This is a genomic window from Terriglobus albidus (assembly GCF_008000815.1).
Taxonomy (GTDB): domain Bacteria; phylum Acidobacteriota; class Terriglobia; order Terriglobales; family Acidobacteriaceae; genus Terriglobus; species Terriglobus albidus_A.
This window is the reverse complement of record NZ_CP042806.1, coordinates 4,291,964-4,317,101: the sequence shown is the minus strand read 5'-3', so window position 1 is coordinate 4,317,101 and position 25,138 is coordinate 4,291,964. Positions and strand designations below refer to the sequence as shown.

General features: G+C 57.5%; 13 protein-coding genes and 1 pseudogene. 5 read left to right on the top strand and 9 right to left on the bottom strand.

The genetic code is table 11. The annotated features are described in order from the left end of the window. Position 1 precedes the first annotated feature (1 nt). From FTW19_RS17110 to FTW19_RS17085, 6 genes and pseudogenes are all read right to left on the bottom strand, one after another. Positions 2 to 1,056: pseudogene (locus FTW19_RS17110) on the bottom strand (ATP-dependent DNA ligase). Between the two features lie 117 nt (positions 1,057 to 1,173). Continuing rightward, positions 1,174 to 2,388: a beta-galactosidase gene (locus FTW19_RS17105; RefSeq protein WP_147648756.1), complete on the bottom strand. Its 1,215-nt coding sequence runs from the start codon at positions 2,386 to 2,388 to the stop codon at positions 1,174 to 1,176. Between the two features lie 576 nt (positions 2,389 to 2,964). After that, positions 2,965 to 3,504 carry a c-type cytochrome gene (locus FTW19_RS17100; RefSeq protein ID WP_187143021.1) on the bottom strand — a complete coding sequence of 180 codons (540 nt, stop codon included), beginning with the start codon at positions 3,502 to 3,504 and terminating at the stop codon, positions 2,965 to 2,967. A 250-nt stretch (positions 3,505 to 3,754) separates the two neighbouring features. After that, entirely contained in the window at positions 3,755 to 5,317 is a 1,563-nt protein-coding gene (locus FTW19_RS17095) for a Do family serine endopeptidase (protein WP_147648754.1), read from the bottom strand. Positions 5,318 to 5,347: 30 nt separating this feature from the next. After that, entirely contained in the window at positions 5,348 to 6,655 is a 1,308-nt protein-coding gene (locus tag FTW19_RS17090) for a M56 family metallopeptidase (protein WP_147648753.1), read from the bottom strand. Further along, positions 6,652 to 7,068, bottom strand: a complete 417-nt coding sequence (locus FTW19_RS17085) for a BlaI/MecI/CopY family transcriptional regulator (protein WP_147648752.1) — start codon at positions 7,066 to 7,068, stop codon at positions 6,652 to 6,654. The genes FTW19_RS17090 and FTW19_RS17085 overlap by 4 nt, the downstream gene beginning before the upstream one ends. A gap of 599 nt (positions 7,069 to 7,667) precedes the next feature. Here FTW19_RS17085 and FTW19_RS17080 point away from each other — a divergent pair. Next, the gene (locus FTW19_RS17080) at positions 7,668 to 8,642 is read left to right on the top strand and encodes a DUF4432 family protein (protein WP_246153356.1); all 975 of its coding nucleotides are present in this window, start codon (positions 7,668 to 7,670) and stop codon (positions 8,640 to 8,642) included. On the opposite strand, the gene FTW19_RS17075 is transcribed toward FTW19_RS17080, so the two are convergent. The 3 genes from FTW19_RS17075 to FTW19_RS17065 form a co-directional block, all read right to left on the bottom strand. Then, complete coding sequence (locus tag FTW19_RS17075; protein ID WP_147648751.1) at positions 8,625 to 9,719, bottom strand: LacI family DNA-binding transcriptional regulator; 1,095 nt, start codon at positions 9,717 to 9,719, stop codon at positions 8,625 to 8,627. The genes FTW19_RS17080 and FTW19_RS17075 overlap by 18 nt on opposite strands. 69 nt (positions 9,720 to 9,788) lie before the next feature. Continuing rightward, a complete protein-coding gene (locus FTW19_RS17070) occupies positions 9,789 to 11,219 on the bottom strand; it encodes a sugar porter family MFS transporter (protein WP_147648750.1) in 1,431 nt (476 codons plus the stop codon). Next, entirely contained in the window at positions 11,204 to 14,599 is a 3,396-nt protein-coding gene (locus tag FTW19_RS17065; protein ID WP_147648749.1) for a DUF5107 domain-containing protein, read from the bottom strand. Before FTW19_RS17065 ends, FTW19_RS17070 begins: the two co-directional genes overlap by 16 nt. A gap of 331 nt (positions 14,600 to 14,930) precedes the next feature. Between FTW19_RS17065 and FTW19_RS17060 the strand changes: the two genes are divergently transcribed. From FTW19_RS17060 to FTW19_RS17045, 4 genes are all read left to right on the top strand, one after another. Continuing rightward, positions 14,931 to 18,449: a carboxypeptidase regulatory-like domain-containing protein gene (locus FTW19_RS17060; protein WP_147648748.1), complete on the top strand. Its 3,519-nt coding sequence runs from the start codon at positions 14,931 to 14,933 to the stop codon at positions 18,447 to 18,449. Between the two features lie 73 nt (positions 18,450 to 18,522). Then, on the top strand, positions 18,523 to 20,517 hold the full coding sequence (locus tag FTW19_RS17055) for a glycoside hydrolase family 97 protein (RefSeq protein ID WP_147648747.1): 1,995 nt from the start codon (positions 18,523 to 18,525) through the stop codon (positions 20,515 to 20,517). Beyond that, positions 20,517 to 22,910 (top strand): glycoside hydrolase family 95 protein, encoded by a 2,394-nt coding sequence (locus FTW19_RS17050; RefSeq protein ID WP_147648746.1) that lies wholly within the window; start codon positions 20,517 to 20,519, stop codon positions 22,908 to 22,910. The genes FTW19_RS17055 and FTW19_RS17050 overlap by 1 nt, the downstream gene beginning before the upstream one ends. Positions 22,911 to 22,920: 10 nt before the next feature. Then, positions 22,921 to 25,116, top strand: a complete 2,196-nt coding sequence (locus tag FTW19_RS17045) for an alpha-galactosidase (protein WP_147648745.1) — start codon at positions 22,921 to 22,923, stop codon at positions 25,114 to 25,116. Positions 25,117 to 25,138: the final 22 nt, after the last annotated feature.

Sequence of the window (25,138 nt, the reverse complement as noted above, 5' to 3'; positions counted from 1 at the left end):
TTCATTGATTCTCCGGAAAGATTGCCTTCAACTCTTCCGGTGGCACGACCTCAAGTTGTTCGTACGTGCATTCCTCCGGCTTCTTATCAAGACGCCACCGGCGAAACTGCGCCATGTGACGAAAACGTCCACTCTGCATGTGCTCATAGGCCACTTCGGCGACAAGCTCCAGTCGAAGAGGCTCCCAGGAAAGATCTTTCCCCTGGCTCCAGCGGCTCTGGCCTCCAGGCCTGCGATGTGCGCCGCCGCTATCTTCCATCGCCTCGTCCAACCTCCCCTTCCAGGGATGATTCGCGAGAGCATCCTTCTGATAGGGCTTCAAGTACTCGACGAGTTCATATCGTTTTTTGAGAGGAAAGCTTCCGCACACCCCAACATGTTGCAGCACGCCGGAATCATCATAGAGCCCTAGCAACAGGGAACCGACGGCCGGATGATCGCCTTTGCGATACCAGCGAAACCCCGCAACAACGCAATCGCAGTCGCGTTCATGTTTCACCTTAAACATGGTCCGCTTGTCGGACTGGTAGGTGCTGTCCTTCGCTTTGGCGATGACGCCGTCGAAGCCGGCGCCCTCGAAACGCTTGAACCAGTCACGCGCTAATTCAAGATCGTCTGTGGCGGGTGTGAGATGAATTGGCGGTTTGGTCCTGGAAAACAACGATTGCAGCTTAGCTCGCCGCTCCTGAAACGCTGTCTCCCTCCAGTCGCGATTGTCTTCGGCCAGCAGATCAAAAAATACGATTGAGGCGGGTGTCTGCTGACTCAGCAGCTTTACCCTCGATGCCGCTGGATGAATACGGAGCTGCAGGGCATCGAAGTCGAGGGCCCCGTTTCTGGAGATCACAATCTCGCCATCGAGAACACACTTCTCCGGGAGTTGCACAAGGAGGGCATCGACAAGCTCCGGAAGTATCGGTTCAACGGCTTTGTATCCCGGCTTTGGAGCAGGAGTTCTTTCCCGTCGCGAAACACCAGTGCACGAAACCCATCCCACTTCGGTTCATAGATCCACTCAGAACCCGTGGGTAGCTGATCGACTCGCTTGGAAAGCATGGGGAGGACCGGTGGATCGATGGGAAGATCGAAGTTGCTCTCACCCTTCACGTTGAACCACCTTCCACCGTCTTCCATGCACCGTAGGATGCTTCAGACGAGAACGACGTTCCTCTTCTAACGAAGGGGGCCCCCGACAGCGGCGGTAAACTCTTTACCCACCTGGGCAACTTCGTCGTACAGTGGGACGGGTTCACCATCCGCACCGACTAAGGTGCCGTGGTATTCCTCCTGCCCGTTCAGTGCGGAACGCCACTGCCAGTATTCAACCGCGTCGGCGCCGTGACCAATGTCATGCCACGCCATTGCATGGACTTCGCCCTTGTCGAGCGCGTTGTTGTTTGCGTGCCAGTTGACGAATCCCGGCTGAGTCTCCATCACCCGGAAATTCTTACGGAGAAAGCCGCGGGTCAGATCGTGGGCCGCACCGTTGCGCGCGGCATTGAGATGGCCGCTGCCGACATAATCGTCCCAAGATGTGAGATCGAGGTCCTGGCTGACGGTGTAGTGGTCGTATTCATCGAACCAGCCCATCATGTTAGTGGTGATCCATTGACGACGGTCTGCCTTCGCCCAGATGACGTCGAGCTGATTCTTCTGATAACTGCGCCACGTATCAGAGATAAACCGCTTCCAGCTCAACAGCAGACCCGGATTCCCGTACTTCGTCTCGATGGGAATCTGTGACCAGTCGTTATAGGTCTGGCTCCAGTAGCTGGTGGTCCAACGCGTGTTCAAAGCATCGAGTGTGCCATAGTGAGCCCGGAGCCAGTCCTGATACATCTTTTTGGTCTCCGGATCGTAGCTGACCTCCGCATACTCGTTATCAATCTGCCATCCAATGACATTCGGGTCACGGCCAAACCGTTCCGCCATGGCCGATGCTATCTTGGCGGATAACTCACGGTACTTGGGATTGGCCCAGTTGAACTGCTGACGGTTGCCATGCTCCGCGCGTTTTCCGTTCTGGTCAACCCACAAGGTCTCGGGATATTTCTGCGTTAGCCAAGCGGGAGGCGCCGCACTTGGCGTACCAAGCACCACGGCGATGCCGTGCTTCTCCGCGAGGCGGATCGCCCGATTAACCCAATCAAGGTCGTAGTGGCCCTCGCTAGGCTCCATCGCGCTCCACGCAAACTCCGTAATGCGAACGAAGTTGATGCCTGCCTGCTGCATCAGCGTGAGATCGCGTTCCCAGCGGCTCTCCGGCCACGCTTCCGGGTACCATGCAGCGCCAAGGTAGAGCTTCGTTGCATTGGTTGCCGGAGCCTGTGACACCAGCGGATTAGCAAAAAGAAGAGTAGCCAGTACAGCAGGGAGGATGCGCTTCATCGAGATCTCCTCAGGGCCGGCATTCACGAGAAATGCCTGATTCGTGCAGAGTTCCCCGCACAACCGGCTCTCACGTTCGACGGAACTCTTCGGAAGAGACTACACGCCCGGTTTGTTAACCGTCATCTCATCAATGGCCGCAAGAATGTCCGAACCGAGGACACATGCTGCCGGCCGCAGCGGTATCGCTCGTCGCGGTGCCGATTTGGTCCTCAAAGCTCAATAATTTTTGTTGCGAACGTTCGCAACAGCGTTAAACTCTCTCATCTTGAGTCCGATATACAGCATGTTTGATAAGGGGGAGATTGAAATGCAAACCGACTTAACCGACTTAGCCGATAGCCGCCAGACAACCTGGCTTTCGATTCTTCTCATGCTGTTGATCTGTGCAATCTGGTCAAGCTGCCAGTGATAGAGCATTTTTTCCTGTAGGTGTATCGCAGGGCTTGTGCATTTATGGGCGTTTTCCTCAATGAAAACGCCGCTGCACGCTCCCTCCCGGGATACCCAGCAACAGGAAAAATGCTCTAGAGACTCCGCGTACGCCCTGCAAGAACAGGCTCTGTGCCATGTTCTCTAGTCGGTAGATCCGGCCAGGACTTTCTTTACGCTCTCCGGCAGGGGAGTCTCACTCATCGCCAGCAGATTTGCTACCTCCCACTGCTCCCGATCGGTCAGAACGTGCTTGAATGAGGGCATCGCGGTTAGACGGACACCGTTCTCTACAAACCAGTGATACGACGCCGCTCGGTCGGCCAAATCTGGCGGGCGGCTGCCCGTGGCATGACGACGAAAGAACTGCGGTGTCTTAGGAAACGTATTGACTCCCACGCTTGACTGAATAGCGGGAACCCCGTGACAGAATGCGCATTCGCTCATGTAAATGGATGCGCCTTCCTGCAGGGTGGCTTCGTTGATGGGGACGGGATTGTTCCTGGGGCGTTCCTCGTCGACGCGGGCGAGTAGTGCAGAACGTGCGATCTGCTCCTCACCGGGAAGCATGGGATCGGCTACCGCGACAGGTGGATGGCCGAAGTGCAGATAGAGCCATCCTACTGCGGGAACAAGAACAATACCGAGAATCAGGAAGAGGAGTGCGGTATGTGCGCGCTTCATCGTGAATATGTACCTCATCGGTCTTGAGCTCTGTGTCATCACGATCGTCACTTTGAACGATCGCGCCTGCACCGTCGGTGCTCTTAAAATTTGATACCGTTGCCGGCCTCTGGAACGGCGCTATGCCGAGAAATGGCAATGTGAAGACGAAGGAGTGACAAAATTCTTGCGATCTCGCTGGTCGCCATAGAAAACACAAGAGGCTCCCCCGGAAGGGGAGCCTCTTGGCTGTTATTGTTCTCCTGCTGTCTCAGCCGCGGCTTGGTGTAACGACACGATAACTTGCTCCACCATTTGACCAGACCAGGAGCAAGACGTTCTTGCCGTCTGCAGTTCCACGAAGACTGCTTGCTGCTTGATCGGCTGATGCAACAGGCTTGCGATTGACTTCGAGCACTACATCACCGGGCTGAAGACCGGCATCTTCGGCAGGACTGCCCGGCCGAACCTGCTCGATCGCCGCACCCTTTACGTCAGATGGGATATTGAGCTGCTGACGTAGATCCGGTGTCAGCTCGCCGAGCGCGATACCGATCTTGCCGTTGTTTCCGTTCGCTTGTCCTCTGTTGTCGCCGTCCTCAGAGGCCATTTCGGCGTTCTTCTTGTACTCGCCCAGCGTGACATTGACCGTCTGCTCGCTCCCGTTGCGCAGAATGCCGAGAGCGACCTTCGTCCCAGGAGTCATCTGTGCAACCTGTAACTGCAGGTCACCGCCATTCGCGATGGGATGTCCGTTCAGTGTATGGATGACGTCGCCATTCTTCAGTCCGGCCGATGCAGCAGGAGATCCGGCGGTGACCTGAGAGATGACCGCGCCGCGAGCATCATGCAGATTGAAGAACTGTGCGTTCTCAGGCGTGACGTCGTTCATTCCGATGCCAAGATATGCGTGATGAACAGAGCCGGTGCGGATGATCTGATCGGAGATGGACTTGGCGGTGTTTGCCGGAATAGCAAAGCTGGCGCCGGCGAACGATCCGCTATTAGTGGCGATCATCTGGTTGATGCCGACAAGCTCACCGTGTGCGTTGACCAGTGGGCCGCCGCTGTTTCCAGGGTTTACGGCAGCGTCCGTCTGGATCAGGCCTCCAGGAGTGCGGGCATCGCTGGAGAAGGGAGCCGGACGATTGACAGCGCTGACAATGCCGCGAGTGACGCTGAACTGCAGCACGCCGAACGGGCTGCCGAAGGCGAGTACGCTCTGACCTGGTTGCAGCTTGGCGGAATCGCCCCAGGTGATGGCCGGCAGATCATGCGCATCGACCTTGATCACGGCAATGTCCGTCAGCTTATCGGAGCCGATGACCTTGCCAGTGAGCACGCGACGATCATGAAGCGTCACTTTGATCTGTGTCGCTCCATCGACGACGTGATGATTGGTCACGATGTAACCGTCAGGCGAGATGATGACGCCGGAACCGACACCGTGACGGAGCGGCTCCTGCTGTGGTGTGCGGTGGCCGCCGGGGCCTCCGAATCCAAAGAACTGACGGAACTGTGGTGGAAGGTCGTTGGGATCAAGCTCCCCCTGCATGTGCGTCTGCACGTCTTCGTCATCGCCGCCCTTGCTGGTCACGGCCACGTTGACGACTGCAGGGGTCACGCGAGCCGCAAGAGTTTCCATGTCGCGGTCGAGCGCGATCAGGGAGGGGACGCTATTGTCGTCGAGCGCAGAGGCGGTGACTGCCGCAGCTTGCACCTCATGCTTGTGAACCATGAGGACAGCACCAGAGGCTCCCAAGGCGAGGATGCCGGGCAGGACAATGCGGCGAGTCAGTTTGCTGGTAACTAATGAATTAGTTTTTGCGGGCATGGTTTGAGTTTTCTCCTGTGTTGAGTGTGACTAGAGTTGAATGACGAGCCAGCCGTCCGGTACAGGCACGGCGAGCCACGCGGGTGTCAGGACAACAGCCGGAGCAACACGCTCACGCGTGCTGATGCTGCCGTCAGAGTTCTGCAAAAGTATTGTGTCGCCTGCGGCGGCGGTGCGGAGGAACCTGGGAGCATGTTCCACTCGCTGTATCTCAGCGCGCTTGACTTTGGTGCTATTGCTGCCCGGCTCTGGTGCGGCGGTTTGTCTTAGAGGCGTGTGCTTGCGGCTGGGTTTATGAGTGGCTGGGGCCGGCGCGTCTGTTGTAAATGACGCGGGAACAAACCGAACCGGAGCTGCGGACGGCAATGTCGGGACCGCGGGCAAGCTTGTAGCGGCCGATTCCGATACAGGTGCTTCGACGGCAACAAGCTGCGGCGCACGGGAGAGACCGGCAGCTATGGCGAGCAGGAGGACTGCGCTGGCGATGGAGGCAACCGCGGACTGCCACGGCTTCCAGTTCTTTGACTGCCTGAGCAAAGCATGAACACGCTGGGCAAGTTCGGAGCGGCGTCCCCATGCAGCCAGCGCCAGGCGCAGCGAGCTGCGCTCAAGGTGTTGCTCCGCAATCCGCGTCAATGATGCCGCGTAGGCCAGCGGCTGCGCAGTTGCCGCAACGACGGCGGCATCGCAGGAGAGTTCGCGCTGCACGCCGATGTGGCGATTCAGCCATGTGAGCGCCGGATTCAACGGGAACAACATCAGGCCGATCTGCAGTAACAGATTGGTCCAGTCGTCACCGCGGCGCAGGTGCTCGCATTCATGCACTACGATCTGCCGAAGTTCGCGATCGCTGAGTTGAGGCACGAGCCATTCGGGCAGCAGAAGCACCGGGCGAAAGAAGCCAACGATGAGTGGCGACTCGACCGTAGAGGAAGTGCACACGACCGGACGGCGATGCGTAGTGAGAGGGAGGTCAAGAGCGAGTGGCTGTGCAGAGCGGCGCACGTCGCGGAGATGCCTCCAGGCGATAACCAGTAGAGTGGCGCGAATCCCTGTGGCCGCCAGCCAGACGGCGGCGATTGCGGTCGCCAGCCACTGGGAGAGCGTGAGTACATGGGGTGCTGCGCCGTCAACCGTGCCACGGTGAAGTGGAAGCCAGGGAAGCGTTGCGCTAAGCAGAAAAAGAGCCAGTAGCAGTGTATGGCGAAGCGCCGAGGACGCACGGGGCATCAGCCGCAATAGCGCAAAGCCGATGAGGGAGAAGGCGGCGCCTTCCCACAGGCTGGCAGCCCAGGTCGTGGCGAGCAGTGATGACAGTTTCAGGAGAGAGGCAGTCATTGGCCGGGCACCTCTTGCTCTGTGGATCGTGCCGCAGCCTCGGCTTCCGCAATGGCCTGCTTGAGCCGGGCCAATTCTTCTGCGCTGACCTGGCCGTCTCCCAGCACCGCGAGCATCAGCTTTTCACGGCTGTTCTCAAAGAAGCGGCCGATCACATGGCGCACTTCGCTCTGCTGCGCATCGTGCTCGGCGACAACTGCGGTATAGAGGAAGGCGCGGCCATCCTGACGGTGCTCGACGTAGCCCTTGGATTCGAGGATGCGAATGGTCGTCAGGACGGAGTTGTAGGCGAGCCGAGCATCAGCAGGCATGGCCGAGACAAGATCCTGGACGGAGCATTCGCCTAGCCGCCATAGCAGGCGCATCAGCCGGAGTTCGGCCTCAGTGAGCGTATTGGAGCGGCGTGGCGGCATAGCGTCTCAGAGAGATGGACGGGCAACTAATGTTTTAGTTAGCACGGGTAGACATTTCTCAGGGCCCGCTGGCCGGTGGAGAGCCCAACGGTGGTTTCTGACTATGCCGTTTGGCCAAACAGGCTGCGCCGGACGGCCGCTTCCAGTTCCTTCGTATCTAGCGGAGGGGTCTCAATCTTTACGCTTGGAGCGGAGACAGGAGACGGTTTTGAGACGAAGACCGGGCGATCGGGGATCGCGGAGGCGAGAGCTCGAGGCGACTCGACGGGGGACTTGCGACGTGGAGTATAGGTCCGCTTCTCTTTCGGGGGCAGTACGATCACCGGCGGTTCACTCCGAGGGGAGGTCCTTTTCTTCGAGGATGCCTTACGAGCCGTCTTGGGTTCTACGTCAAGCGTATTGGACAAATTCTCGACGAAATCGCGGATATGGCGAAGCCGTTCTATTTCTGTATCGATTTCGCGAATGATCCAGTCAATGTCCATGTCTCAAGAATAGCTGACGATTCGGTATGTTTCGCTGTGTGGATTGTTGATGGCGAGTAGAAGTAACGCAATGGTAATTGGATTCACTTTTGTCTGTGGAGGATACTTGACGACGTGGGTGTTCATCGCAAAACAATTGTCCTGACAAATGGCTCGCTTTCAGTAAGTATCGTGCCGGAAGAGGGAGGCCGGATCAGCTCTCTGGTCTCGCGTGTCACCGGGATCGAGTTTCTTACGCAGTCAACGAACGAGGATCTCCACCTGAAGCCAGGCCTCGATGCGCAATTTCAGCATGGCGCTTGTGCGGGAATCGAAGAGTGTCTGCCGACGGTAGGTATATGTGACGACACAACTGCGGGTGGCCCGGTCCCCGACCACGGCGATTTCTGGCAACTCTCCTGGCGGGTGACCGCGCAATCGGCCGACAATGCCGCTCTTGCGGCGAATGGATTCAGCCGGCCGCTGCTATTTCAGAAGACGATCTCGCTGCAGGAGAGTGGTCTTTCCATACGCTATCGTGTCCAGAATATCGGCCAGCGCGATACTTCATTTCTGTACGCCTGCCATCCTCTCTTTGCGATTGAGCCTGGCGACCGGGTCGTGCTGCCGTCGGAGGCGGAAACATTACAGTTGACCTACTCCCGTACGGGAAGAATGGGAAAGCCTGGGGATCAAGTCGCCTGGCCTGGCAACGAGTTCGACGTGGTTCTGCCAGCCGAAGCAGGAGATGCCGAGATGCTCTACAGCGGTAAATTGAGCACAGGACGTTGCGGCCTGTTTCGGTCGGAGGGGAAGCAAGGGCTACTTCTCTCGTTCTCGCCTCAGAAGCTGCCATACCTCGGTCTCTGGCTCTGTTATGGAGGATGGCCCGGGGGATCGGCGCCGCAGCAATATGCAGTTGCTTTGGAACCGACCACAGCCCCATGCGGAACCTTGAAAGAGGCGCATGAGAAGGGGCTTGCTTTCCAGTTAGCGCCTGGCGAGGCGTTTGAGTGGGAGTTGGGAATCCATCTGACGCCTTCCGGAATCACGTGGGAGACATTCCGGGGAGCAGTCGATAGCGGCACTCAGCTATTCCAGACTGTCTGACTCAGGTTCACCCTCGTCCGTCTCAGAGATGCGGCTTGCAAACAGCGGCAGATTGCTCCGCAACACGATGTGAGGTGCGAGCTGTACGACCGGAGACTCAAGATTGCCGCGGGTGAGATAGGCTACAAGATTCTCGAACGCCACTTTGCCCTGCGTAAACGGCCGTTGATAGAGCGTCGCCAGAATTTTGTTGGACTTAATTAACGTAGCCAGATCCTGGAACAGATCGGTTGCCACCACCTGAACCTTGCCCAGCAGCCCCAGCTCTTCCAGGGCTTCAATCACGGCAATGCTGTTGGCTGTGCTGAGATAAAGCCCCTCGGGGCGGTCCTTCTGCCGCATCAGGGTGAGCGCCTGCCGGTAAGCCTCCTTAGGCTTCTCGTGACCTTCCAACGTGGGCATAAGCGTTAGATGAGGCGCCTGGATCGCCAGCGTCGCTGCAAATCCACTCAGCTTTTCCGCGTGATCCAGGGTGGACAGCTCTCCTGTCAGGATGGCTACATTGGCTTTGCGTGGCAGCTTGTGGGCAAGCAACTCGGCCGCAATCGAGCCACTGATATAGGCATGCGCAGAGACGGAACCGATGCGTCCAGTATCGGGAGCATCGCTGCCGACACACATCATCGGCGTACCGCTGCGTGAGATCTTGCGGATCAGTGGGCTGAATCGCTGAATGTCTCCGGGAAGAAAGATCAGCCCGTCATACTTCCGTGCATGCGCTGCTTCAAGCGCTTCAATATCGCCGCTGCCGATGCGGGGATATTCGTGAAACTCAAGAGAGATTTGTGAGCCCATGGCTGCGCCGGCAGCGGCACGGATGCCCGCGCGCAACGGATCGAAGAAGTAGGAGATATGCTTTGGCAGGACAACGCCGATCGAGATGCGGCGGTTCAGTTTCAAAGCCTGCGCCGCAAGATTGGGTTTATACCCCATCTGCTCGGCCGTTTTGAGAACGCGGGTTTTTGTCTTTTCACTTACACCGCGGCGCCCATGAAGAGCACGGTCCACGGTTCCGATCGAGATATTCAGGGCCTCGGCAATATCTTTAATGCTGATACTCTTCGGTTCATCGTTCATGCGGGCTTTGATCCGTTCCTGGGAATACGAGCTATTCTCTCACTGAAAACACAGGTAACTGCTGCGTTTTCAGCCCTGCAGGACTCCCGCCTCAATCTCCTCAAGACTGCGGCCCTTGGTCTCTGTAACCGAGGTTGCGACCAGAATGCCTCCGAGGACACAGATCGCACCGTATCCGGCGAAGACCCAAGCTGTACCTAAACGGCGGTTGAGGATGGGGAAGCTGTAGGTCAGGGCAAAGGAGGCAATCCACAACGCGCTGACAGCAATGGAGACACCCTGTGCCCGAACGCGTTGAGGAAAGATCTCAGAGATCAGAACCCAGGTCACAGGAGCAAGCGTCAGTGCATAGCAGCCGATGGCGCTCAGGGTAAGTACAAGAACTGCGATTCCGCCCATGCCGGCTCGATACGCCATCGCGCACAGAACGTGAGAGATAGCGATCCCGGCGCAGCCGAAGATCATCAGCTTGCGCCGCCCGATCCGGTCGATCAGAAAGACGGCCGCAATAGTAAAGACCAGATTGATGGTTCCGGTGATGACGATGTTGAGGAAGATGTCATTGGCGCCATAGCCTGCGTTGCGGTAGACCTCTGCCGCATAGTTGAAAAGCACATTAATCCCCGTCCATTGCTGCAGGACGGCCAGGGCGATTCCCACAAGCAGGACCCGGCGAACGGCAGGAATTGCCAGTTCCTTCCAGAGGCTGGTCGCAACCTTGTGTTCGAAATGCAGCGTGCGGTCAATATTAGCCAATTCCGCCTGGGCATAGGTCTTGCCGCCCACTCGCTGAAGCGTACGCTGCGCATCCTCTTGCCGTCCGCGGGCGGCAAGCCAGCGTGGGCTCTCTGGAAGCCATAACGAGGCTAACGCGAAGATTGCGGATGGAATCACAAGCGCGCTGAACATCCAGCGCCATCCGTTTTGCACATTCCATGACGAAAAAAGAACGTCGATGGAAGCATGTTCCGGGATAGGCCTTGCCACAAGCCAATTGACAAGCTGGGCAAGTAGGATTCCGACGACGATCGCGAACTGATTCAGGCTGACCAGTCGCCCGCGAAGTGAGGACGGGCTAACCTCGGCAATATAAAGAGGCGACACGTTCGAGCTAAGTCCAATCGCGACTCCTCCGGCGATTCTCCACGCAATGAAGCTCGTAAATGTATATGCCCAGCCTGTCAGGATGGAAGAGACCGCGAACAGCAGCGCGGAGACCAGCAAGACCGGCTTTCTTCCAAACCGATCCGCAAGCGAGCCAGCGATCAAAGAACCGGCGAGACAGCCTACCAGTGCGCAACTATTCGCCCATCCCACAAGATTGGCGGAGGTGAGATGAAAGTAGACCTCATAGAACGCGCGCGCGCCGCCAATCACCACCCAGTCATAGCCGAAGAGCAGACCGCCAAGCGCAGCGGCGATGGCGATGCCCCACACATACGTCGTCTTTTCTGCTTCGACAGAACTTCCTGTCGTGGCAACTTCTATCGGACCGTGCATGATTCACCCATAACCAGCTTGCGCATATCGATGGCGCCGCTATGACTGCGATCCATTGTCTCGACCTGTTCGAGCAGCTCCATTGCGCGTTGGCGCTCTCCCACTCCGAATGCTGCCTGTGCTTTGAGGAAGCGCGCCGTGGTCGTCTGGCGCTCCTTCAGATCGACCTCGAACAACAGCATGGCAGGCAATGACGTTGCGAAGTAGTCGATCTTCGGTGTCTGGTGCTCCAGCGCGGATGCGTACGTCTCAATTTTTCGGAAAAGACCAGTTGCTTCCTGCTCCTGTCCCAGCTGCCGCAACGCCATCGCACTCCAGTACGTCATCTCGGATACGGGTTGCACCTGCATCTGCTGGAAGTCGCCGGTATACCGGGCTGCGCGTGACCAGGATTCCCGGGCCTTGTCCATATTGCCAATCGCAGCATAAACAACCCCGTACCAGTAGTCGATCATGCTGAGGTTCATCAGCAGATGCTTCGCCTCGCTGAGATTGAGGGGAGGGGAACTGGCCGCGTGGAGAAACTCCAGAGCCTTCTGTGGTTCTGCAGAGAGCGCATCCTGGGCCAGAAGCACGTTCGCGCGGACATACTCTGAGAGCACCAATCCCTCCCCACCTTCCCAGGGCTGGAACTGCCGTTGACGAAGAATGCGAAGCGCTTCTTCAGGTCTGCCGAGACTGTTGTGCAGCGAGGCAAGCTCCACCGAGAGATCATCACGTTTCTCGACAAGCTCGTGTTCGTCCAGAAGCGATCTCTGTCGCGCGGCGAGAGGAGTCCCAGTGCGCTTGCGAAGCTGATCCAGCTCGTAGAGAAGCCGTGCATCGTCCGGAGCACATCTGCGAGCGCACTCAAAGGCGTCAACAGCGCTACGGCTATCGGAGAGAATATTGAAGTACGCGATTCCGAGATTTCGCCAGGCGACCGCGAAGTCAGGCTCTGCAGCTACACTCTGTTCCCAGTGGGCGATAGCCTCGCGGTGTCTCCGTCGATCGTATAGAAGATTGCCCAGCGCATAGGCTGCGCGTGCATCCTTCGGATTGACCTTCAGAGCCTGCTCGAGAACGACCAGTTCTTCCAGACGATCCGGGAAGAGATAATCGTGGTCTCCCTCTGAAGCGAGGCTGTATGCCTCAGCGCTCTCTCTTGTTCTTCCCATCTGCCACAGGACAGCGGCACGAGCGTACCTCACCATCGTGGACCGAGCATCGGCCGGCAGCTCCTGGAGAGCTTCCTCGAAGAGTCCTGCGCGCGCGAGATCGAAACCGAGATCAAGCTGCATCTGGGGATTGTTGAGTATTTCCCCATGCCTCAGGAAGCGGCCGAATACATCGAGAGGATCAAGCGCCTGAGTCTCATCCAGAAGCCGCTGTGCCTCCTCGCTTCTTCCCAGCCGGCTCAGCACGATCGCCTTTAGATTGCGCGCAGAAAGGTTATCTGTATCTGCGCTGAGCGAGCGGTTGAGGTGATCGAGCGCCTGCGGCCACTCTCCACGTGCGCAATCGATCTCCGCCAGGCGGTGATATCCCGGTCCACGCCAGGCAGCACTCCAGGTGCTTTTGTAGAAGGCATCATAGGCTTCGGCAATCCGCTGCTGATAACGCAGGGTGAGTCCGAGGTTGTAGTGCGGTTCGCCATCGTAAGGATTAGGGTTGCGCCGAGTCAGGCGGGCGATCGCGGTGCGCAGATGCTGCTCCGCCTTTTCAAACTCGCCCCGCCGCAGATGCCACCGTCCGAGCATGTGATTGCAGCGGCTGTCTCCGGCATCGCGACGGATGGCCTCAAGCCAGTAAGCCTCGGGGCTGCGCGTCGGATGGCGATATTGTTCGAGATGAAGACCGGTAAGGAACAGCTCATCTATGCTGCCTACGTCCTGCGGCAGCAGCGGCTCGGTCGCCACCTCAGGAGCCTGAACGGGAACCGTTTCGTCAGGCGCATAACGCAGGAGCGTCACATCTCCAGCCTGTACGTTTATTTCGAGACCCTCTAGCGAGCCACTGTGATCAAATCGTCCGGACCATGTCATCTCCGGCGTTAGATTGCCCGACCAGCGACCGAGCTCGCGCTCTGCAGTCCGTGCGATGACGGTGCAATCCTCTTTTGCTGAGGTCAACTGAACGTGTACGGTGATCGCTTCAGGATTGCGCTCGACACGAAGCGCTCCATCGACATTCGCCAGGTTCGGAACTCCGATCTCCCCGATGGGATACCAGAATTGGCTGAAGGTCTTGGTCTCACCCGGCGCCAGGAAGGAGAAGTCCGGTTGATTGTCCGTGTAGACACCGGACATAAGCTCGACATAAGGACCATCGTCGTCCGTCAAGCTACGGTCCCAGGCATAGCCAAACTCGTGATTCCCCCAGGTCCACTGCTTTTTGCCCGGAGCTACATGGTGATTCGCAACAGCGACCGTTCCCGCCTTCCGCGCATGATCATATCCACCAAAGAAGTCGCCTTGCGAACCGACGATCATGTAGCTCGTCGGCACGGGAATATTGGCATACCAGCCCAGGTCATTGGCAGGATAGGAGCCGTCGGGCACAAAGCAGGGTGGCATCTCCTCCGGAGGAACACCCTCAAGCGCGCGCTGCTGGTAGTTCACGCCGTAGTACGTTCCCTGGCTGAGCGGATATTCCGTGATAGCCCGCTTTGCATGGTCCGCAACGAAGCGTACATCTTCCGGAAAGAACGATTGATACTCTTCATGGACCCTCGTGGCGACATTTGCCCACCAGAGAAAGGTCTGCGTATCTTGCGTCCGGTTGTATAAGCGAACCTTTACTTGCACCACTGCGGATCCCGGCCGCAGACAGATGCCATGCATGCCTTTCAGGTGAGACATGGGGTCATGGTCGGAACACCAGACCGTAACGCTGCCATCTGATGCACGCTCCACGCTGACCTCCACGGGCATGAAGGTGGCAGGACGATGATGCTGCGGCCAGTTGAATTCAACTCCGCCCGAGATCCAGGGGCCGGCGAGTCCCACCAGAGCCGGCTTAATCACATTCTGGCGGTAGAAGAAGTCGTATCCCGTCCTTTTGTCGAGACCGACGTGGATTCGTCCGCCGATCTCGGGCATGACCATCAGGCGCAGATACTCGTTTTCGAGATGGACCGCCTCCCATACTTTGGGCTCGGGCTCTGTGGCGATGTAATCGATCACCGGCAGCGGATAGACCCGGCCGCTGCTGCCTTGGTAGACACGCTTCTCCAGAAAGAGGGGATTCCTGTCAGGCGCCGCAGGCTCATACGTCAGCATGGTGACGGGCTCGTTCCAGACCTTTACTGGACCGGTCTCAGAGCTGGGCGCTTCTGGCAAAACCAGCTGTGACTCGGAGTGCGGCGCCAGGTTCTGGTCTGAGATGGACTCGTAAGCCATAACAATTACCTCGTGGAAAGTTACCCGATGTTGCGAACGAACGCAAAGCTATCGTGAACGTTACCGTACCACAGGAGAAACCAATTCTCATCTGGATTTGATCTTATAGTTCTGGATTTTCCTGGGATCCCTTTGACTTCCTCTTGCTTTTGGGCACGCTGAGCGGGGTCTTTCCTTCAACTCCTTTATTTAGTTTGTTAAAGGTATTTGACATACGTTCACGGTTTGTATTAGTTTTGCCGGCACCTCATACATGAGGGTGTTTACGTGTACGAACACGTTTTCCGGGAAGGTTCGATCGGGGAACGGAGTTCAGTAAAGGAAGGCCTGTATGTGCATCTCGAAGCAAAATATCTGGGTGCGGTTACGCCCGCTTATCGCAATCGTCGGACTTGTCTTCGGGCTATCTCTCCCCCCTGCACAAGCCCAAATGGACCAGGGAACCATCACCGGAGTCGTGAGCGATAACAGCGGCGCAACGATTCCCAATGCAAAGGTCACGCTCAATGCCACTGATACTGGCTTGAGTCTCGAACGGTGGACCAACGAGAGCGGTATCTATGTCTTCTCACCAGTGAAGATCGGCCGATACTCCATCACGATCACGGCAGACGGCTTTCAGACGTCGAAGCGTGAGAACCTGGTGCTGAATGTTCAGGCCCGTCTGGGCATCAACTTCGAATTGAAGCCTGGTGCAGTCACCGAGAACATCACGGTGGATACGGCGCCGCCACTTCTGGATACGCAGACCGGAGCGGTAGGGCAGGTTGTCGATTCCAAGGCAATTAATGAGACACCCCTTAACGGTCGCAACTGGGTCTTTATCGCGCAGCTCTCAGCCGGCGTCGCTCCTCCTCAAGGACAGACTCGTGGCTCTGGCAAGGGAGACTTCGTCGCCAACGGTCAGCGCGCGGAGCAGAACAACTTCATTCTGGACGGTGTGGATAACAACACCAACCTTGTCGACTTCCTGAACGGCGCAACCTTCGTCATGCGGCCGCCGCCAGATGCCCTCGCCGAGTTCAACCTTCAGACCAGCAATTACAGTGCGGAGTTCGGCCATTCGGCGGGCGCCGTCCTGAACGCGAGTATCAAGTCCGGAACCAACGCCATCCACGGAAGCCTCTGGGAGTACTTCCGCAGCGACAAGATGAATGCCCGTAACTGGAACGCGCTGACTGTTCCGGCATTCCATCAGAATCAGTTCGGAGCGACGCTCGGATTTCCTATCCTCAAGGACAAGCTCTTCTACTTCGGCGATATCGAAGCGAACCGCGTCTCATTCGGCAGCCCTGGGATCTTTACGGTGCCGACAGCGAGAATGCGTACCGGCGACTTCACGGAGCTTCTGAACCCATCGCTAACCGGTTATAGCGGACCCATCAATCTGTATCAGCCCGGCTCCCGCGGCACCGTGCCTCTCGGCCAGCCATGCGGCCGCGCGCAGAATGTCTTCTGTTCCGCGGACATCAATGCAACCGCACAGAACATTCTCAACCTGTATCCGTCGCCGAACGTCAACAACGGCAAGACCTACAACAACTACAACACCAACATCGGCAGGCGTGATAACACCATCCAGTGGGACCAGCGTCTCGACTGGAACATCAGCTCGAAAGACCAGATCTATGGCCGCTACAGCTATGCCCACGAGATCATCAACAACGGTCTCCCTTTCGGTTCCATTCTCGACGGCAGCGGTTATGGCGGCGAGCGCGACACGAACCTCTCACAGAATGGTATGTTCAGCGAGACTCACGTCTTTAGCCCGTCGCTGACGAATGAGTTTCGGGCTGGCTACAACTGGGGCGTCTTCCGCTTCCTGCAGCCGAACGCGAACAACTCCACCCTGGCCTCCAGCCTCGGTCTGGGTAATGTACCCTTCAGCCCCTTCCAGGGCGGACTTCCGCAGGGGCAGTTGCAGGGAACGGTCGGTGCAAGCTACTGGGGATCGGTTGGTACCTCGAACGAGTCGCAGAATGTCTACCAGATCCTCGACAACATGACGAAGATTCTGGGCAACCACTCCATGAAGTACGGTGTGGCCTTCCAGAACGTCCGCTTCTACTACACCTACGCGGAAGCGCCGCGTGGTCAGTACAACTTCAACGGCAGCTATACGTCTGTCCCCGGATCCAGCGCGACCAGCGGCACGGCGGACTTCCTTGCGAACCAGATGTCGAGCGCGTACATCTCTAACGTTCCGGCGGTGCACGATCAGCAGTGGTATGACTCGGCTTACTTTCAGGATGACTGGCGCGCCACGTCGAAGCTGACACTCAATCTGGGACTTCGCTGGGATTGGTATCAGCCCTATGCGGAATCTCGCAATCAGCAGGCGAACTTCGTCCTTACCGGCCCTGTTGGCCTTAACAGCTCTGGTGTTGGAACCGGCAGAGCGGTATATCAGCTACCGACGGGAGCCCAGCGTTACTCGCTGAGCCCGGCATTTGTCTCCCTGCTGGCGGCGAATAATGTCGCCGTTCAGTATGTCGATAATTCCCGCCTGCTGGAGGCGCAGAAGGTGAACTTTGCGCCGCGCTTCGGCTTCGCGTATCAGCTCACTCCGAAGTCGGTCATTCGTGGAGGTTACGGTATCTTCTACGGCGGCTTGCAGAGTCATGGCAATGGCAACCTGGGAGCAAACTATCCCTTCACTCTGAATTCGAGCTATAACCAGCCCACCTGCAACGCCACAAGCTGCAGCCCGCTTCCATATACTTTGCAGTCGGGGCTCCCGGCTCTGAATGCAAGTGCTGTTCCAACGCAGCCGGGATTCCATGCGACGGATGCGAGCATCAAGACGCCCTACACGCAGAATTACAGCCTTTCATTCCAGTACGCGCTCAGCTCCGACTTTGTGGCCTCCATCGCCTACGTCGGCAATGTGAGCCGTCACCTCTCCACCTATTGGGCGCCTAATTCGTCCCTGGCGCTCACCACGGCAGGAACGAATACCAATAATCTCAATCCGTTTCCCACTCTTGGATGGACCGGGCAGATCCAATACAGCGGCGTCAGCGACTACAACTCGCTGCAGACCAAGCTGGAGAAGCGGTTCTCGCACGGCCTCTCCTTCCTGGCGACTTATACCTGGGCTCATGCGCTCGATAACTCGAGCTCTGCAGGCGGCCTTTCGAATGGAATCGGTGTACGTTCGTACTATCTCCTGGGCCTTGGTTCGGAGTACACGAACTCCTCCTATGACATTCGCAACCGTTTCACCTTCAATGGCAGCTATCAGCTTCCCTTTGGACATGGGCGTAGCTACCTGAACAACTCGCGCCTGCTCGATCTCGCGGTCGGCGGGTGGCAGGTCAGCGCTACCTTCACGGGCCAGGGCGGACTTCCACTTGGCGGCATCAGCCCGATCGGCTCCACGGCCTCAGGTGGTTCGGCCCGCGCTGTCAGAATTGGCGATCCATTCAAGGCTGGAGGCACGGCGCCGGTAGGCGGAGCCAGCGCCTGCCCGTCGCAGGTGCGGACCAAAGACAACTGGTACAACCCTTGCGCCTTTGCCAACCCACTACCGGGAAATACCATCCCGGCAGGAACCCTCATCACCAACCCGAGCCAGGTGCTTGCCTATCTCGGCGATAAGCAGAACCTGATCTATGGTCCGGGCTTCTGGCGGGCAGACTCGTCCATCTTCAAGAACTTCCCAACCTTCCGGGAGCAGTTCCTCCAGTTCCGGGCCGATGCCTTCAACCTCTTCAATCACCCGACACTTGGCAATCCATCCAACACCAGCAACGGAAGCAACGGCGGCCAGATCACCGGTCCCAAGAATCTTCAGGCAAATGCACCTGATGCACGCTTCCTTCAGCTCTCTCTGAAGTATGTTTTCTAGGTAACTGAATATGAGGAACGGAGCAGGGTGAACGTCACCTGCTCTGTTCTCCTCGTTCCATGGAGTCTGCTGGATGCACCTGCGTTCTATCGCCCCCCTTGCTGCCGCTCTCGCTCTAACCGTCGTTACACCCGTCTTCGCTCAGGAGCCTCCCGCTGTAACGTCTCCTGATGGACGCCTTAGAATGACCTTCACCTTGAAACAAGGGAAAGAGGCTCGCGAGGGAACCGGTGCTCTGGTTTATTCGGTGACCTTCAAAGGGAAGAGCGTATTAAACGAATCGGCGCTCGGTCTCGATCTCGATCCGGGACCGATGCTTGGGGCAGATGTACGAGTTGCAGGAGCAGAGCCCTCATCGGGTGTCGATGACTACAGCCTGCGCAATACCAAGACAAGCAAAGTCCACGACCCATACAACGCCGTGGTTGTGCACTCGGTAGAGGCCGCCGGAATCCATCGGAAGCTCGACGTGGAAGCTCGCGCCTATAACAGCGGCATTGCATTTCGTTATCTCCTTCCCGCGCAGGAAGGCTTGTCGGATCTCAAGCTGAAGTCGGAAGGAACGGAGTTCCGATTTGCCGAAGATGACACCGCCTGGGTGTTGGCCCTGCCAAACTATCGCAGCAGTTATGAGAGTGAATATGTCCGCCTGAACCTCTCGGCTTTGAGCAATCAGGGCGGCGTCTCCAGCAACTTCCTGATTGGAACTCCTGTTCTGCTCCATCAGCCTGGCGTGGCATGGCTGTCGCTGATGGAGGCCGATCTCGAAACCAACAGCTCTATGTATCTGACCAACCCCTCAGGCAACTGGGCCGGCCACCTTCTTTCGGTGAAGCTGTCTCCACGGTGGGATGACCAGCAATACGCTGTCCTTGGCACGCTGCCGCATCACTCAGCCTGGAGAGTGCTCGGCGTCGCCGACGAACCCGGATCGCTGGTCGAATCCAATCTGCTTACCGATCTCAATCCGCCGTCTCGAGTGACGGACACAAGCTGGATCCACGGTGGCAAGGCCAGTTGGAACTGGTGGGTCGACAATGTCAGCAAGACCGGACACTCCGCATTCACCACAGAAGTGATGAAGGAATACATCGATTTTTCAGCAGCAAATGGGCTGTCCTACTTCATGCTCGATGCCGGCTGGTCGAAGTCCGGCGACATTACGCAGTTGAACGGCAAGGTCGATGTTCCGGAGCTGGTCCGCTATGGTGCGACCAAGAACGTGAAGGTCTGGATCTGGCTCTATTCCACGTCGGTGATGAAGCAGATGCAGGAAGCATTTCCGCTCTATGAGAAATGGGGCGTAGCTGGGTTGAAGATCGACTTCGTCAACCGCGACGACCAGCAGGGAATTCAGTTCTACTATGACGTTGCGAAGCTGGCGGCGGAGCATCACATCATGGTTGATTTTCATGGATGCCACACACCGTGGGGACTCCTCCGCACCTATCCCAATGTCCTGAGCTATGAGGCTGTTCTGGGATTGGAAAACAACAAAGTTGGACGGCGCGATAGTCCCGTCGATCGTACGGCCTTTGCCTCGACTCGGCTGATGGCTGGGCCGATGGATTTCACCGCCGGAGCCTTCGACAACGCAACCGAAGACAAGTTTGTCGCGCGTAACGAAGCTCCCATGGCTATGGGAACCCGTGCACAGCAGTTAGCGCTCTATGTCATCTATGAGACGCCCTTTCCCATGCTCTCTGACAGCCCGCAGAACTACACCAACCAGCCGGGCTTTCAGTTCTTGAAGGATGTCCCAGTCGAGTGGGACGAGACCCGCGTGTTGTCGAGCACGCCCGGAGAGGAAGCTGTGATCGCACGCCGTCACGGTGATGAATGGTATCTGGGAGCTATGACCAACTGGCAGGCAAGGACGCTACAAGTACCGCTCAGTTTCCTCGGCAACGGCCGTTACACTGCACAGACGTATGAAGATGCGCAGGACGCAGCGACCGAGCCGAAGCATCTCAACATCTCGTCCAGGCAAGTATCGGGCAAGGAGGCATTGTCGCTTCGGTTGGCGCCGGGCGGTGGAGCCGCGATTCGCTTCAAGAAGGAGAAGTAGTGATAGAGACGTCACGCCGTGACTTTCTCAAGTTGACTGGGGCTGTTGCGACTGCTTCAAGCCTTCCCGCCGCGCGAGGACAGGTGCAGCCTGCACCCCTTGAATTGTGGTATGACAAGCCTGCTGAGCGCTGGCTATCCGCTCTTCCACTGGGCAACGGACGCATAGGCGCGATGGTCTTCGGCGGCGTTGAGACCGAACGCATTGCGTTGTCTGAGTCAACAGCATGGTCGGGTGGACCAGACTCGGATCAGATCCATCCGGAGGCAAAGAAGCGACTGCCCGCAATCCGCCAGCTCTGGTTCGATGGCAAGTATGACGAGCTCAATGCGGAGTGCTCGAAATACATGTTCGGCAAGATGAAGAACTTTGGCACCAATGTTCCTCTTCCTGAGCTGCTGATTCATACCTCCAGCCTGTCAGCGCCGGCCGCATATCGGCGATCCCTTCATCTTAGCGACGCGATCAGCTACGTTCGATTTGAGAGCGGCGACACGCGGTACACCCGAGAGACCTTTGTCTCGCATGCCGACCAGATACTGGTATCGCGGATCAGCAGTCCCCAGGCAATGCCGCGAATGACAATCGGTTTTGGAGACTCAGGCCTCCCCATCAGCAAAGGTATCAACGATGGAAGCGCGCTCTATCTCTGTGGTCATGCCTTCGAGAAGAAACATAGCGACGGAGCGACGGGAGTCGCATTTGAGATTCGCCTGTACATCCTCTCCGACGGTCAGATCTCGCCGCAGAGAGATTCTTTGCAGATCGATCGAGCCCGCAAAGTAGAGATTCGACTGGCGATCGCTACCTCGTTCGCAGGCCATGACCCTACAGAACAATGCAAGGCGACTCTGCAACGGACGAAAGCCTTGTCATGGAACACGCTGAAGACGCGTCATCTCAATGATTACCAGCCACTCTTCAATCGCTGCTCGCTGCAGCTTTCCGGCGATCACTCGACGGCACTGGATGGCATTCCCACCGATCAAAGAAGAAAACGCGTTCGCAGCGGTGAAACAGATCATCCACTCTCTGCGCTCTTCTTTCAATATGGCCGCTATCTGACGATTGCAGGTTCCAGGCATGATTCTCCGCTTCCGTTGGCGCTACAGGGAATATGGAACGATAGCCTGGCGGCCGGTATGGGATGGTCTAACGATTTCCATCTCGATATCAATACGCAACAGAACTATTGGGCCGCCGAGGTATGCAACCTCGGCGAATGCCAGATGCCACTCATTCGATACATCCATGCGTTAAGTGTCGCTGGACAGAGAACCGCGCAGGAGATGTATGGAGCAAAGGGCTGGGTGGCTCATACCGTCAGCAATCCCTGGGGATACACCGCACCCGGATCAGGATCAGGCTGGGGGTTGTTTGTCGCTGGAGGAGCCTGGATTGCCCTGCAGCTCTGGGATCGATATGCCTTCGGGCAAGACCTGGAGTACCTTCGCAAGACGGCCTATCCAATTCTCCGTTCAGCGGCGGAGTTCTTTCTGGACTATCTCGTGACCGATCCGACTCACGGCTGGTTGCTTACAGGCCCATCGGATTCCCCGGAGAACTGGTATCTCACGCCGTCAGGCAAACGGGCCGCCGAATCTATGGGGAACACGGCGGACCGCGTGTTTGTCTACGCCACGTTCACCCACTGCATCGAAGCCGCAAAACGGTTGGCTATCGATCCTGAGTTCAGAGCCCGTGTTGAGGTGGCGCGGGAGAAGCTCCCGCCCTTCCAGATCGGGCGACACGGACGGCTGCAGGAATGGATCGAGGACTTTGACGATGCGGACCCAAATCATCGTCATACCTCTCATCTTACGGCGCTGTATCCTGAGTCCCAGATCTCGCCCCAGAGCACACCCGATCTTGCACGCGCTTGCGAAGTAACGATCGAGATGCGCACGAAGGCGGCAAACTGGGAACAAAGCGAGTGGGGACGCGCTAACTTCGTGGCCTTTTACTCACGTCTGCTGAAAGGCGATGTCGCGCATCGCTACTTGATCGACCTCATCGCGAATTCCGCCGACGACAGCCTGCTGACATACTCAGCGGCAGGAGTCGCCGGCGCCGAAGACAATATCTTCTCTGTCGACGGAAACACCGCTGGCACGGCGGCCATCGCTGAGATGCTGCTGCAATCACACGCCGGTTATATCGAGCTGCTTCCAGCGCTTCCGGCCGTCTGGCCCGATGGAGAGGTCAAGGGTCTTTGCTCGCGCGGCGGCTGTGTCGTGGACATTCTGTGGCGGAAGGGCTCGCTCGTTTCCGCAAAGATTCAAAGCCGGATCGGAGGTCCCGTGGAGATCCGGTATCGTGACCGGCGTTCAAGCGTGGTACTGCGCCGCGAAGAATCACGCATCCTCTCATCCTCTGAACTTCGCAAGCAATAAGGAGTACGACATGAGGCGCATCCGCTCGGCTGCTCTGCTGATGGCAGCGGTCGCTTTTTCGATTCAGGTTTCCCGCGCACAGAGCAATCCATCGCAGCGCGTCTTTCGCCTTGATGGCGGTGACGTGACCTATGTTGCAGGTGTCAATGATGCCGGGCAGCTGCAGACCATGTATTGGGGGGAACGTCTTCCGGCGGCCCAGGAGTTTGCCCCGCCGAAGCCGGGGCAGGGCTCTTCGTCCTTCGATATGTCATCCAACACAACACCGCAGGAGTTCACTGGCTGGGGTGGGGGACTGTATGTCGAACCTGATCTCAAGGTGACCTTCCCGGATGGGAACCGCGACCTCGTGCTGAAGTATCAATCCCATCGCGTTGTCGCCGACGGCTTCGACGTTGTGATGAAAGACATCTCTCGCGAGGTTTATGTGACGGTTCAGTACCGCATAGACCGCGAGACCGGTATCGTTCGCCGTTCCGCCGAGGTTTCCAATCGGACAGGTGCGCCATTCCTTATCGAACAGGTCGCCGGAGGAACCTACAACCTGCCTCGTGCTCTCAACTATCAGTTGCATTACGTCACAGGGCGCTGGGCCGGTGAGTGGGATCTGCAACAACAGCCCGTTCACGCCGGTAGGACCGTTCTTGAGAGCCGTCGCGGTACGACGGGTTCTCAGAACAATCCATGGATCATGGTTGATCACGTCGGAGATCACGATCAGGACACGGGCGAGGTCTGGTTTGCTGCGCTGGGTTGGAGCGGATCGTGGCAGATCTCTATCGAGCAGGATGTTGTAAAAGGCGTCCGCATCACGGGAGGGCCAAACGCATTTGATTTCTCATATCTGCTGAAAAACGGTGAGACCTTCCAGACACCATATTTTTACGGCGGCTTCTCCAGTCAGGGCGTCGGTGGCGCATCGCGTTTATTGCATCGGTTCGAAGTGGATTCGTTGCTGCCCCATGCACCGCAACCAAAGCTGCGGCCCGTTCTCTATAACTCATGGGAAGCCACGACCTTCAATGTGGATGAGGCCGGCCAGATGGCGCTGGCTGACAAGGCCGCGAGTATCGGCGTCGAGCGTTTCGTGATGGATGACGGCTGGTTCGGCCAGCGGAATAACGACCACGCCGGGCTTGGAGACTGGACGGTCAATCCGCAGAAGTTTCCTCACGGACTGAAGCCCTTGATCGATAAGGTGCACTCCCTGAAGATGGACTTCGGTCTGTGGGTTGAGCCCGAGATGGTGAACCCCGATTCCGATCTCTATCGAAAGCATCCGGACTGGGTTCTGAACTTTACTGGTCGACCGCGTACCGAAGGACGCAATCAACTGGTCCTGAACCTGGCACGCAAGGATGTGCATGACTACGTGTTGCAGGCTCTCGATAAGCTGCTCAACGAAAACGATATCGCCTTCCTTAAGTGGGACTACAACCGCAACTGGTCCGAGCCTGGATGGTCCGCAGTGCCGGTGGAAGAGCAGAAGAACGTGTACGTCGATTTCACGCGCAACTACTACGACATCCTGGAGAAGCTTCGGCAGAAGCATCCCAGTGTCGAGATCGAAAGCTGCTCCGGCGGCGGAAGTCGTGTTGACCTTGGAGTCATGCACCTTACAGACGAGGTCTGGCCCTCGGACAACACGGATGCGTATGACCGGCTGCTTCTGCAGGAAGGCTTCAGCTACGCCTACTCGCCGGCGGTCATGATGGCTTGGGTAACTGATTCACCGACCTGGGTGAACCAGCGTGCGCTCTCGCTCGAGTATCGATTCCTCTCGTCAATGCAGGGATCGCTCGGTATCGGCGCCAACCTGAACAAGTGGACACCGGAAGACTTCGCGAAGGCGCGCACGATGATCGATGTTTACAAGGGAGTGCGGGAGACCGTACAGAGGGGAAGTCTCTACCGCCTGATGTCTCCGCGTGAGGGAGAGCAGGCCGTGACCGAAAGTGTCTCCCGCGATGGAAGGCAGGCCGTGATCTTCGCGTTCCTGCATTCCAGTTCCCAGCTCTACCCCTTCCCCCGTATCTATCTACGAGGGCTTCGCGAGGACGCCATCTACAAACTTAGAGTTGTAACTGGCAAATCAGAGGACGATACTCCCCAATCTGCGACAGGAGCGTACTGGATGCATCACGGTGTCGATGTCGCTCTACGTGGAGACTTTCAGGCAGCCATGTTCGTTCTCGATCGCCAATGATGTGCGTTCTGATGGAACAAAC